The sequence below is a fragment of the Pseudomonas fluorescens group sp. PF-1 genome (assembly GCF_054481335.1).
Genome location: NZ_JBTMNG010000002.1, coordinates 3109048 through 3121797, shown reverse-complemented (window position 1 = coordinate 3121797; position 12750 = coordinate 3109048). Strand labels below are relative to the sequence as shown.

Sequence of the window (12750 nt, the reverse complement as noted above, 5' to 3'; positions counted from 1 at the left end):
GGGAGCGAGTTCCCTCGTCACCGATCAGACGACGGCCGATTGCTCCGAACGGTGAATTTCCACGATGAAACGCTCGGCCGGCAATGGATGCCCGAGCAGGTAACCCTGCAATGAGTCGCAACCGAGTTGGGTCAGGAAGTCCTGTTGCATCCCGGTTTCCACGCCTTCGGCGACGATCCGCAAGCCCAGCGCCTGGCCCAGGGCGACAATGGCGGAAACGATGGCGGCGTCGTCGCTGTCACGCTCCAGATCCCGCACAAAACCGCGGTCGATCTTCAGTTCGTTGGCCGGCAGACGCTTGAGATACATCAAGCTGGAATAGCCGGTACCGAAATCATCGATAGACAGGTCAACACCCATATCCGACAGCAACTGGAGCACCGTCATGCTCGCATCGGCATCGCTCATGGCCGTGGTTTCAGTAATTTCCAGGGTCAGGCTGTTGGCCGGCAGTTGGTGCGTGGTCAGCGCCTTGGCGACACTCTGTACCAGGCCGACATGGCAGAACTGCATGGCGGAAAGGTTCACTGCGATGCGCCAGTCGGTGTAGCCGAGCACGTACCACTCACGCATCTGGCGGCAGGCTTCATTGAGCACCCAATCGCCAATCGGAATGATCAGCCCGGTCTTTTCGGCGAGTTGGATGAACTTGTCCGGCAGCAACATGCCTTGCGTCGGGTGCTGCCAGCGCAACAACGCCTCGGCACCGACCGGCCGACCCGTGCCGGCGTCGAACTTGGGCTGGTAGTGAAGACTGAATTCGTTCCGGTCCAGCGCGTTGCGCAGGTCTTGCAGCAGTTGCAGCTGCTTGCGCGCGTTGCTGTTCATCGAGGCATCGAAAAAGCTGTAACCGTTTTTGCCTGCGCCCTTGGCGTGATACATCGCCGCATCGGCATTCATCAGCAACTCATGGACGGTCTGGCCATTGCCCGGATAGAGCGCAATGCCGATGCTGGCAGAGATCTGCACGTCATGTTCGGCGACCCGGAACGAACGGGCGATCAATCCGACCTGGCGCGCCGCCAGGCCCATGGCATCGATCTGCTCACCCAGTTGCACCAGCAGCACGAACTCATCGCCGCCGATTCGCGCCAGGGTGTCCTGACTACGCAGTTCTTCACGCAAACGCAGGCTGACCTCGCGCAACAACAGGTCACCCATATGATGACCAAAGGCATCATTGACCGGTTTGAAGCCGTCCAGATCGATGAACATCAACGCAAAACAACCGCCCTCGGCGTCCACCCTGGACATCGCCTGCTCGATGCGATCGGCCAGCAGGATCCGATTCGGCAACCCCGTCAGGGTGTCGTGCAGGGCCAGTTGGGTAAGTTCGCGGTTGGCTTCGGTCAGCGACTGGGCAAGGCCAGCGGTGCGGGCCTCCAGGCGCGCATCGAGGATCGATGTCAGCAAGGCAATGCTCAACACCGCCAGGGTGGTGATCAGGACGAGGTTGTCCAGGCCTTTGCCATTCAAGCCATTGACGGCAGCGCCGCAAAAGCTGCCATCCGCGAAACGCGCAGCCGCCATGCCGGTGTAATGCATGCCAACGATGGCAATCCCCATGATGACTGCCGCACCGCCACGGATCAGGCGCACATACGGCGCGTGCTGGCGCAGGCGGAATGCGATCCATAGCGCCGCACCGGAGGCGCCCGCCGCGATCAGCAGCGATGCGCTGAACAGCGTCGGGTCGTAATCGATACCAGGCTGCATGCGCATGGCCGCCATGCCGGTGTAATGCATGGCACTGATGCCGGTCCCCATCGCCACTGCGCCGAAAGCCAATTGCCAGGCCGGCAGTTGCGGCTGACTGACCAGCCACAGCGCAAAGCCGCAAGACAGGATGCCGATCAACAGCGACAACAGCGTCAAGGTGAGGTCGTAGCCCAGGTCGATGGGCAACTTGAACGCGAGCATGCCGATGAAATGCATCGACCACACGCCAATGCCCATGGCAAAAGCACCACCCGCCGTCCATAAATGCACGGCCCGTCCCTTGGCCGTGGCAATGCGTCCGCTCAAGTCGAGGGCCGTGTACGAAGCGAGAATCGCGACACAAAGGGAGATGATAACCAGGGTGGGGGAATAACTGCCGATAAGCATGAGACTTCTCGCCAACACCCTCCGTAATGGAATTCATTCTCGGCAGGGCAAATCCGGCGATTGTACTGATTCCAATTGAGAACGCACTCACAAAATTAGCAAAAGGCCAGCAAGTCGATGAAACGCTTGTTCGACCTCTCTCCACCAGTGCCCACAGGCATTGCCTTACCGGTTTTCGCTCACTTGAAGTTGGCCATCCCAGCCGCCCCCCAACGCCGCAATCAACTGCACGCTGGCAATCAAGCGACTTTGCAGCAGGCTCAGGTTGCTGCGCTCATTGTTCAGGGCCGCCGCCTGGGTCACCACCACATCGATGTACGCGATCAACCCGGCCTTGTATTGGTTCTGGGTCAAACGCAACGACTCACGGGCAGCATCCAGTGCCTGCTGACGCACGACCGCTTCGTCTTGCAGCACCTTGAGTTGAACCAGGTAATTTTCCACTTCACGGAAACCGTCGAGCACCGTCTGGCGGTACTTGGCCACGGTTTCATCGTAGGCCGCTTCGCTGCGGTCCACTTCCGCCGAACGCTGGCCACCGTCGAACAAGGTCATGGCCAGTTGCGGGCCGACCGACCAGAAACGGTTAGGCAGGCTGATCCAATTGGCGTACGTGCTGCTGCTGTAACCGCCATTCAGGCTCAGCGTAAGGTCCGGGTAATAGGCCGCCTTGGCCACACCGATGTTGGCGTTGGCAGCCATGACCGAACGCTCGGCGGAGGCAATGTCCGGGCGTCGTTCAAGCAATTGCGAAGGCAAGCTCAGTGGCACTTGCGGCAATGCCGGGATGCTGTTGATTTCCACCAGACTGAACTCGGCGGGCGGCAGACCGACGAGTACGGCAATGGCGTTTTCGAACTGGGCACGCTGCCAGATCAGATCGACCATGTCTGCCTCGGTACCCTTGAGTTGCGTCTGCGCCTGAGCCACCGCGTCCTTGCCGGAAACCCCGGCGCGGTACTGGTTCTCGGTCATTTTCAGCGAACGCTGATAGGCCTCGACGGTCGCTTCCAGCAGACGTTTCTGCTCATCGATCACGCGCAATTGCAGGTAGTTCTGCACCAGTTCCGACTGCTGGCTCAGGCGCATCGCCGCCAGATCGGCAAAACTGGCCTCGGCGTTGGCGGTGTCGGCTTCCAGGCCACGGCGCAGTTTGCCCCAGACATCCGCTTCCCAACTCACGCCCGCCTGGGCGGTGTAGGTGTCGCGAATGCCGCTGGAAGAACTGGTCAGGCTGGAATTGCTGCTGCCGGTGCCCTGGCTTGAACGGTTCTTGCCGACGGTCAGGTCCACCGTCGGGAAAAAAGCGCCTCGTGCGCTGCGCACCAGGGCCTGGGCCTGGCGATACTGGGCTTCGGACTGGGCCACGGTCTGGTTGGACGCATTGAGTTTCTCGACCAGCCCATTGAGTTGCTGATCACCGTACAACTCCCACCACGCGCCGCGCGCCAGGGAGTCGCTGGGATTGGCCTGACGCCAGCCGGCGGCTTCCTTGTACTGCGCCGGCGAGGCGGTTTGCGGGCGCTGGTAATCGGGGCCGACGGCGCAGGCACTGAGCATCGCCACGCACAGCGACAGGCTCAACAAACGCGAGCCTCGAGCCGCGATCATCGGTGCAGTCAGGTTGTAAAGCGAACGGTCAGTCATAGCGGAGTTTCCAGAGCAGCATCAGTACGCACCCCACGCCAATGGTTGAAGCGATGGCGCAGCTTATCGAGATAGAGGTAAACCACCGGGGTGGTGTAAAGGGTCAGCACCTGACTGAAGATCAGCCCGCCGATAATGGTCAGGCCCAGTGGCTGGCGCATTTCCGCCCCTTCGGCACGACTGAGCAACAATGGCAAGGCACCTAGGATCGCCGCCAGTGTGGTCATCAGAATCGGCCGTAAACGTTGCAGACAGGCGTTGCGGATCGACTCCAGCGGCGCCATGCCTTGCTGGCGTTCGAGCTGCAGGGCCAGGTCGATCATCAGGATGGCGTTTTTCTTGACCACGCCGATCAGCAGGAACAGGCCCAGCAACGAGATCAGGCTGAACTCCCCGCCCAGGGCATAGATCGACAGCAACGCGCCGACCCCGGCCGAGGGCAAGGTGGACAGAATGGTCAGCGGATGGATGTAGCTTTCATACAGCACACCCAATACCAGGTAAACCGCCACCAGTGCGCCAAGGATCATGAACGGCTGGCTCTTCTGGGTGGCGGCAAAGGCATCGGCGGTGCCGGCCATTTTCACGATCACGTCCTCCGGCATCCCCAGTTTGGCAATCGCTCGCTCGATGGCCGCCGTGCCCTGCTCCACCGTGACCCCCTCGGCCATGTCAAAGGAGATGCTTTCCGAGGCGAACTGGCCTTCGTGGCTGACCCGGTCATCTTCCAGGCTGTTTTCGTAGTGAGCGATGGTCGACAACGGAATCCGCGCACCCGCAGCGGTAATCACCTGAACCTGCTTGAGGGTGATCGGGTCCTGGGCGTATTTCGGATTGACCTCCATCACCACCTGGTACTGGTTGAGGCTGTCATAGATGGTGGAAATCTGCCGCTGACTGTAGGCGTTATTCAGCACCGCCGTGACCATGTTCATGTCGACCCCCAGGCGCTTGGCCTGGTCGCGGTCGACAATCAAGGTCACTTGCTGGGCGCCACGGCCTTCACGGGCGTCAATCGCGGTCAGCTCCGGCAAGGCCCTCAGCGCCGTGACGACTTTCGGGTACCACTGGCGCAACTCGCCAAGATCAGCGCTTTGCAAAATGTAGGAATACTGCGAGGTGGTCTGCTCGCGACCACCGCCGAATTGCAGATCCTGGTCGGCCATCAACATCAGTTGCGCCCCGGCAACCTTGGGCATTTCCTTGCGCAGACGTTCGATGACTTTCTGCGCCGAAATATTGCGCTCCTTGATCGGTTTCAGACGCACCAGCATGAAGGCGTTATTGGTGCCGTTGGTGCCACCGATGAAACCGGCAACGCTTTCCACCGCTTCGTCCTTGAGCACGGCGCGGCGGAAGGTCTCCATTTTCGGCTGCATCACGCTGAACGACAGGCCGTCATCGCCACGCACAAAACCGATCAACTGGCCGGTGTCCTGTTGCGGCATGAAGGTTTTCGGCACGACCACGTACAGCGCAACATTGACGCCAACGGTCACCAACAGACTCAACAAGGTCAACCGACGATGACGCAGGACCCAGTCGAGGCTCGTCGCGTATTTTCCGACCAGCCATTCGTTGGCCTGCCGGCTCCAGCGCTGCAGCCGGTTTTCCTGGCCCGGCACATGGGGCTTGAGCCAACGGGCGCAAAGCATCGGCGTGAGCGTCAGCGAGACCACCAAGGACACCACGATCGACGCCGCCAGGGTGATCGAGAACTCGCGAAACAGGCTTTCGATGATCCCGCCCATGAACAGGATCGACAGGAACACCGCCACCAGCGACACGTTCATCGACAGCAGGGTGAAACCGACTTCCTGGGCACCGAGGTACGCGGCCTTCATCGGCGGCACACCTTCATCGATGTGCCGGGAAATGTTCTCCAGCACCACAATGGCATCGTCCACCACCAGCCCGGTGGCCAGAATCAGCGCCATCAGCGACAGGTTGTTCAGCGAGAAGCCATAGAGGTACATCACCGCAAAGGTGCCGACCAGCGACACCGGTACCGCCAGGGTCGGAATCAGCGACGCACGGAAGTTACCGAGAAACAGGAACACCACCAGAATCACCAGGGCCACGGCGATCAACAGGGTCATTTCCGCTTCGTGCAATGTGGCCTTGATCACCGGCGAGCGGTCCATGGCCAGGTTCAGTTTGACGCTGGCCGGCAGCACCGCCTGCAACGCCGGCAACTGGGCCTTGATCTCGTTGACCGTCTCGATGATGTTGGCGCCGGCCTGCCGGTTGATGACCAGCAATACCGCCGAATCGTTGTTGAAGAACCCGCTGTTGTAGCGGTCTTCGACGCCGTCGCTGACCTTGGCCACATCCTTCAGGCGCAAGGCTGCTCCGTCGGCGTAGTGAATGATCAGCGATTCGTAGTCCTTGGCTTTCTCCAGTTGATCGTTGGCCTGGACCTGCCACAAGCGCTGGCTGTCCTCCACCGAGCCCTTGGGCCGGCGCACGTTGGCATTGGCGATGGTGTTGCGCACATCGTCCAGCGCCACGCCGTACTGATTGAGCGCCTGGGGTTCGAGTTCGATGCGCACCGCCGGCAGCGAACTGCCGCCGATCTGGACCTCACCGACACCCTGCACCTGGGACAGGCTCTGGGACAGGATGGTCGACGCCAAGTCATAGAGCTGGCCTTTTTCCAGCACATCCGAGGTCAGCGACAGCACCATGATCGGCGCTTGGGACGGGTTGACCTTCTTGTAGGTCGGCATGCTGCGCATACCGCTGGGCAACAGGTTACGCGAGGCGTTGATCGCCGCCTGCACCTCACGCGCCGCGCCGTTGATGTCGCGGTCGAGGTCGAATTGCAGGATCACCCGTGTCGAGCCCTGGCTGGAGCGACTGCTCATGGTGTTGACCCCGGCGATGGCGCCGAAGGAACGCTCCAGCGGCGTGGCCACGGTGGACGCCATGACCTCCGGGCTTGCACCAGGCAGGCTGGCCTGCACCACGATCACCGGAAAGTCCATTTGCGGCAGCGGAGACACCGGCAACAAGCCGAAGCTGACACCGCCCAGCAGCATGATCGCCAGGCTCAGCAACATGGTCGCGACCGGACGCTTGATGAAAGGACCGGAAAGGTTCATGGCTGCTCTACCGCTTCCACGGATTCAGGCGTGCGGCCCCAGCGCCGACCGAGGCGATCGAAATACAGGTAGATCACCGGCGTGGTAAACAACGTCAGCACTTGGCTGACCAGCAAACCGCCCACCATCACCAGGCCCAGCGGCTGGCGCAATTCCGCCCCCGAACCGGTGGCCAACATCAGGGGCACCGCACCAAACAGGGCCGCCAGGGTGGTCATCAGGATAGGCCGGAAGCGCAGCAAGGCCGCCTGGTAGATGGCCGTTTCCGGGTCCATGCCCTGATTACGCTCGGCGTCCAGGGCGAAGTCGATCATCATGATCGCGTTCTTCTTCACGATGCCGATCAGCAGGATGATGCCGATGATCGCGATCATGCCCAGGTCATTGCCGCTGAGAATCAACGCCAGTAACGCGCCGACCGCCGCCGAGGGCAAAGTCGAGAGAATGGTAATGGGGTGAATGTAGCTTTCGTACAACACGCCCAACACAATGTACATGGTCACCACCGCCGCCAGAATCAGCAGCAAGGTACTCGACAGCGACGCCTGGAAAGCCTGGGCCGCACCCTGGAACTGGGTCTGCACGCCAATCGGCATGCCGATGTCCTTCTGCACCTGTTCGATGATCTGCACTGCATGCCCCAGCGCCACGCCGGGCGCGAGGTTGAACGACATCATCACCGCCGGGAACTGGCCGATATGGGTGATCGCCAGTTGCGCCTGGCGCTCTTCGATGTGCGCCAGGCTGGACAATCGCACCTGACCGCCATCGGTGGTCTTGACGTGGATCTGCTCCAGCGCCTGCGGGCCGATCTTCTCCCCGGACTGCGATTGCAGCACCACACGGTATTGGCTGGCCTGGGTATAGATGGTGGAAATCTGCCGCTGGCCGAAGGCGTCGTACAGTGCATCGGTGATATTCGACACCGAAACCCCAACCCGCGACGCCGCATCCCGGTCGATCACCAGATAGACCTGCAAGCCCTTGTCCTGCAGATCACTGGCGACGTCTGTCAGCTCCGGCCGTTGCGCCAGGGCCTCGACCAGCCGCCCGCTCCACAGGCTGAGCAGTTCGGAGTCCGGCGATGACATGCTGAATTGATATTGCGTCCGGCTGACACGATCCTCGATGGTCAAATCCTGCACCGGCTGCATGAACAGGCGAATGCCGACCAGTTTGTCCAGCTCCGGTTGCAGTCGGGCAATCACTGCCATTGCGCTCAGGTCGCGCTCGCTGTGGGACTTGAGATTGATCAGCAACCGACCGCTGTTGAGCGTCGAGTTGTCGCCATCAACGCCGATATAAGACGACAGGCTTTCAACCGCCGGATCGGCCAGGATCACCTTGGCCAGTTCCTGTTGACGTTCGCTCATCGCGGCAAAGGAAATCGACTGCGGCGCCTCGGAAATCCCCTGGATCACCCCGGTGTCCTGTACCGGAAAGAAACCCTTGGGCACGACCATGTAGAGCACTACCGTCAGCGCCAGGGTGGCGATGGCCACCAACAGGGTCAGCGGCTGGTGCTTGAGCACCCACTGCAATTTGCGCCCGTAGGCCGCGATCATCCAGTCGATGAACGCGCCACTGGCGCGATAGAAACGGCCTTGTTCTTCTTCCCTGGGTTCCCGCTTGAGCAGTCGCGCGCACATCATCGGCGTCAGGGTCAGGGACACCACCAGGGAAATCAGGATCGCCACCGACAGGGTGATGGCGAACTCGCGGAACAACCGCCCCACCACGTCCGCCATGAACAGCAGCGGGATCAACACCGCGATCAACGACAGGGTCAGGGAGATCAGGGTGAAGCCGATCTGCTTGGCGCCCTTGAGCGCCGCATTCAGCGGACTGTCGCCCTCTTCGATAAATCGGGAAATGTTCTCCAGCATGACGATCGCATCGTCCACCACGAAACCGGTGGCGATGGTCAGGGCCATCAGGGTCAGGTTGTTAACGGAGAAGCCCGCGAGGTACATCACGCCAAAGGTGCCGATCAGCGACAGCGGCACGGCCACCGACGGAATAATCGTGGCGCTTGCGCGACGCAGGAACAGGAACGTCACCATCACCACCAGCGCGATGGCGATCAGCAACTCGTGCTGCACGTCCTTGACCGAGGCACGGATGGTCTGGGTACGGTCAGTCAGCACGGTCACATCAAGGCCGGCCGGCAGGTTGTCGGTGATGCTCGGCAACAAGGCCTTGATCCGGTCAACCACCTCGATGACGTTGGCCCCGGGCTGGCGCTGGATATTCAGCAGCACCGCCTGGTTTTCGTTGGCCCACGCCGCCAGGCGTTCGTTCTCGGCACCGTCGACGATCTCGGCCACGTCCTTGAGACGCAATGGCGCGCCGTTGGCGTAAGCCAGGATCAGGTTGGCGTAGTCCTTGGGCGACGTCAGTTGATCGTTTGCATCGAGCATCGAAACCCGGGTCGGGCCATCGAAGTTGCCCTTGGGCTGGTTGACGTTGGAGGCGCCGATCAGGGTGCGCACGTCCGACAGGTTCAGGCCGTTGGCCGCCAGAGCCTCGGGGTTGACCTTGATCCGTACCGCCTGACGCTGTCCACCGGCGATGCTGACCATGCCGACGCCGCTGATCTGGGCGATCTTCTGTGCCATGCGCGTGTCGACCAGGTCATTGAGCTTGGGCAGCAGCATGGTCTTGGACGTGATGGCCAGGGTCAGTACCGGCGTATCGGCCGGGTTGACCTTGTTGTACACCGGCGGTGCCGGCAGATCCTTGGGCAGCAGGTTGGTCGCGGCGTTGATCGCGGCTTGCACCTGCTGCTCGGCGACGTCCATGTTGATGTCGAGGCTGAAACGCAGGGTCAGCACCGAGGCGCCGCCGGAACTGGTGGACGCCATTTGTGTCAGGCCAGGCATCTGCCCGAACTGCCGTTCAAGTGGTGCGGTCACGGCGCTGGTCATGACGTCCGGGCTGGCGCCGGGATAAAGGGTCATCACGCGGATGGTCGGGTAATCGACCTGGGGCAATGCCGAGACCGGCAACAGTCGATAAGCGATCACGCCGGCCAGAATAATGGCCAGCATGCTCAGGGTGGTCGCTACCGGGCGTAGGATGAACAGCCGCGAGAGATTCATGCGCCGCCCTTTTTCACCTTGTCGGTGGTCTGCTCAGTCGCGCTGGCCGCCGATTTGCCTTGCAGGTGGCCGGCCGGGCTGGTCGGTACGTCCTCGGGGGTGTTGACCACTTCCACGTCGCTGCCGTCTTTCAGGCGATCGGTGCCCTCCAGCACCACGCGATCACCTGCGGAAAGACCTTCAGTGACCACAGTATTTACACCGTCACTGGCACCGATTTTCAATTGGCGAATCTTGACCTTCTTGTCGCCGTCCAGGGCATAGACGAACGTGCCATTGGTGCCGAACTGGATCGCCGCGGAAGGCGCGAGTACCACGTCTTTGAGGGTGTCGGCCAACAGCCGCACATTGACGAACTGGTTGGGGAACAGCGACTGGTCGCGGTTATCGTAGCGGGCCTTGAATTTCAGGGTGCCGGTGGTGACGTCGATCTGGTTGTCCAGGCTCTGCAACACGCCGGTGGCCTGCAGTTTGGTGTCACCGCGATCCCAGGCCTCCGCCGGCAGCTTGGCGCCGCTGCGATAGCGGGCCAGTACGACCTCAAGGCTGTTTTCCGGCAAGGTGAAGGCCACGCTGATCGGTTGAGTCTGAGTGATGATCGCCAGCGCCGTGGTGTCGTTGGCTGCGACAAGGTTGCCGACGTCCAGTTGCCGCAGACCGACGCGCCCGGCGATCGGTGCGCGGATCCGGGTGAATTCCAGATTGAGCTTGGCGTCGTTGACCGCCGCCTGATTGGTCTTGACCGTGCCCTGGAACTGTCCCACCAGCGCTTCGGCGGTGTCCAGGGTTTGCTTGGCGATGCTGTCTTCACGGTACAGGCCACGATAACGCTCGACGTCCACCTGGGCGTTTTTCAATTGAGCCTGGTTCTGCAGCAAGGTGCCTTCGGCCTGGAGCAAGGCGTTCTGGTAGGGGCGCGGGTCGATCTCGGCCAGCAGATCGCCAGCTTTGACCATCTGCCCTTCTTCGAAATAGATCTTGACCAGCTCACCGCCAACGCGGCTGCGCACGTTGATGGTATTGAGCGCCGTGACAGTGCCCAGCGCCTTGTAGTACAGCGGGAAGTCGCCCTTGACCGCGGGAGCCACTCGCACCGGAACCGGCCCGGTCGCACCGCCGAACCCTGGACGCATCGCGCCTGACTTGCCCGTGTGTCCGGCAACGGCTTTTTGACCCGCAGCGTCTTTCGGCACAGCGCTGCCGGGCCAGAATTTCCAGCACAGACCAGCGATGACCAACAGGACAAGCAGGCCAAACAGCCAGCGACGGGGACTACGGGGGGCGGAGGATTGCATTGAGTGATCAACCATTAGGCGCGTGGGCTTCTTTTACATGAGGCTGAACGATAAGCACTGGCGGGTTTTAAGCAAAGCGCCTTTACCGGCAATTTACTTTCGGCTTACGTATCAGGAGATTTATCCAAGACACTGAAACACAAATGAAAACGGCCTGGGGAGGGCCAGGCCGTTAACAAATGTAAACGCAGGCTTATTTCAGTACAGCAAGTGCCGCTTCGTAGTTCGGTTCTTCAGCGATTTCCTTGACCAGTTCGCTGTGCAGGACGTTGTCGTTCTCGTCCAGCACCACCACGGCGCGGGCAGTCAGGCCTTTGAGCGGGCCGTCAGCGATGGCAACGCCATAATTCTGAATGAACTCGGCACCGCGCAGGGTCGACAGGTTCTGCACGTTTTCCAGGCCTTCGGCGCCGCAGAAACGGGCCTGGGCGAACGGCAGGTCAGCGGAGATGCACAGCACCACGGTGTTGGCGACGTCATTGGCCTGAGCGTTGAACTTGCGCACGGACGTGGCGCAGGTCGGAGTGTCGACGCTTGGGAAGATGTTCAGCACTTTGCGCTTGCCGGCGAAGTCCTTCAGGGAGACGTCGGACAGATTGCCGGCAACCAGGGAAAAGGCTGGCGCCTTGGAACCGGCTTGAGGCAGTTGGCCGTTGACTTGAACCGGGTTGCCTTTAAGAGTGACTTGAGCCATGAACGGAGTCCTTCTGAACGTTGTGGTAGAGAAATTTGAAGAGGTCGAAGTTAACCACGAAATTGTCGGACGACCTACTCTGGATACAATTTGTGAACAGTCGTCGAGCAATCTGAAATCCGGCGCTTGCACAATCACCACAAAACCCTGTGGGAGCCCGGCTTGCCCGCCCCAATAGGCAATCGCCCTCCCCAGCCGCCCCCGGACTCATTAGGTAATACTCGCATCGACTTCGTAGGCGATTTATTTTGCAACAGTGTCGATTTGGCCCTCCGCCGTACGACTATAAATTGAATCACTCAAAACCAGCGGAGATCGAAACCATGCGATTCATGATCATCATCAAAGCCAGCCAGGATTCCGAAGCCGGTGTCATGCCCAGCAACGAACTGCTGACCGCCATGGGCAATTACAACGAAGAACTGGCCAAGGCCGGCATCCTCGTCGCGGGCGAAGGCCTGCACCCCAGCAGCAAAGGCGCCCGCGTGCACTTTTCGGGCGACAAGCGCACGGTGATCGACGGCCCCTTCGCCGAAACCAAGGAACTGATCGCCGGCTACTGGCTGTGGCAGGTGAAATCCAAAGAAGAGGCCATCGAGTGGGTCAAGCGCTGCCCTAATCCGATGCCCGGCACTGAAGCCGAGATCGAGATTCGGCAGGTGTTCGAGATGGAGGATTTCGGCGAAGAGTTCACGCCGGAACTGCGCGAGCAGGAAGAGCGGGCGTTTGGGCATAAGAAGTGCTGAATATTTGTGCCTGAGCAGGTAACGACGATTCGTGCGATCACGTCCCGAGTATTTCCA

General features: G+C 60.8%; 7 protein-coding genes. 1 reads left to right on the top strand and 6 read right to left on the bottom strand.

What is annotated here, in order from left to right; translation table 11 throughout:
• Nucleotides 1–24: 24 nt before the first annotated feature.
• The 6 genes from ACX3YD_RS29215 to tpx all read right to left on the bottom strand — a co-directional run bounded on the left by ACX3YD_RS29215 (nt 25) and on the right by tpx (nt 11947).
• Nucleotides 25–2106 (bottom strand): putative bifunctional diguanylate cyclase/phosphodiesterase, encoded by a 2082-nt coding sequence (locus ACX3YD_RS29215; protein ID WP_458961703.1) that lies wholly within the window; start codon nt 2104–2106, stop codon nt 25–27.
• A gap of 165 nt (nt 2107–2271) precedes the next feature.
• Nucleotides 2272–3753, bottom strand: coding sequence for an efflux transporter outer membrane subunit (locus tag ACX3YD_RS29210; RefSeq protein ID WP_458961702.1), 1482 nt, complete (start codon nt 3751–3753; stop codon nt 2272–2274).
• Nucleotides 3750–6857: an efflux RND transporter permease subunit gene (locus ACX3YD_RS29205; protein WP_458961701.1), complete on the bottom strand. Its 3108-nt coding sequence runs from the start codon at nt 6855–6857 to the stop codon at nt 3750–3752. The genes ACX3YD_RS29210 and ACX3YD_RS29205 overlap by 4 nt, the downstream gene beginning before the upstream one ends.
• The gene (locus tag ACX3YD_RS29200; RefSeq protein WP_458961700.1) at nt 6854–9958 is read right to left on the bottom strand and encodes an MdtB/MuxB family multidrug efflux RND transporter permease subunit; all 3105 of its coding nucleotides are present in this window, start codon (nt 9956–9958) and stop codon (nt 6854–6856) included. Before ACX3YD_RS29200 ends, ACX3YD_RS29205 begins: the two co-directional genes overlap by 4 nt.
• Nucleotides 9955–11268 (bottom strand): MdtA/MuxA family multidrug efflux RND transporter periplasmic adaptor subunit, encoded by a 1314-nt coding sequence (locus ACX3YD_RS29195; protein WP_458961699.1) that lies wholly within the window; start codon nt 11266–11268, stop codon nt 9955–9957. The genes ACX3YD_RS29200 and ACX3YD_RS29195 overlap by 4 nt, the downstream gene beginning before the upstream one ends.
• Nucleotides 11269–11446: 178 nt before the next feature.
• Nucleotides 11447–11947, bottom strand: coding sequence for a thiol peroxidase (tpx, locus tag ACX3YD_RS29190; protein WP_090469360.1), 501 nt, complete (start codon nt 11945–11947; stop codon nt 11447–11449).
• Between the two features lie 323 nt (nt 11948–12270).
• On the opposite strand from tpx, the gene ACX3YD_RS29185 reads away from it, so the two are divergent.
• The gene (locus ACX3YD_RS29185; RefSeq protein ID WP_103406645.1) at nt 12271–12693 is read left to right on the top strand and encodes a YciI family protein; all 423 of its coding nucleotides are present in this window, start codon (nt 12271–12273) and stop codon (nt 12691–12693) included.
• Nucleotides 12694–12750: the final 57 nt, after the last annotated feature.

What these genes read in the sequence shown, in the direction of transcription:
- ACX3YD_RS29215 (WP_458961703.1), bottom strand. Translation starts at nt 2,106, where the DNA reads ATGCTTATCGGCAGTTATTCCCCCACCCTGGTTATCATCTCCCTTTGT.
- ACX3YD_RS29210 (WP_458961702.1), bottom strand. Translation starts at nt 3,753, where the DNA reads ATGACTGACCGTTCGCTTTACAACCTGACTGCACCGATGATCGCGGCT.
- ACX3YD_RS29205 (WP_458961701.1), bottom strand. Translation starts at nt 6,857, where the DNA reads ATGAACCTTTCCGGTCCTTTCATCAAGCGTCCGGTCGCGACCATGTTG.
- ACX3YD_RS29200 (WP_458961700.1), bottom strand. Translation starts at nt 9,958, where the DNA reads ATGAATCTCTCGCGGCTGTTCATCCTACGCCCGGTAGCGACCACCCTG.
- ACX3YD_RS29195 (WP_458961699.1), bottom strand. Translation starts at nt 11,268, where the DNA reads ATGGTTGATCACTCAATGCAATCCTCCGCCCCCCGTAGTCCCCGTCGC.
- tpx (WP_090469360.1), bottom strand. Translation starts at nt 11,947, where the DNA reads ATGGCTCAAGTCACTCTTAAAGGCAACCCGGTTCAAGTCAACGGCCAA.
- ACX3YD_RS29185 (WP_103406645.1), top strand. Translation starts at nt 12,271, where the DNA reads ATGCGATTCATGATCATCATCAAAGCCAGCCAGGATTCCGAAGCCGGT.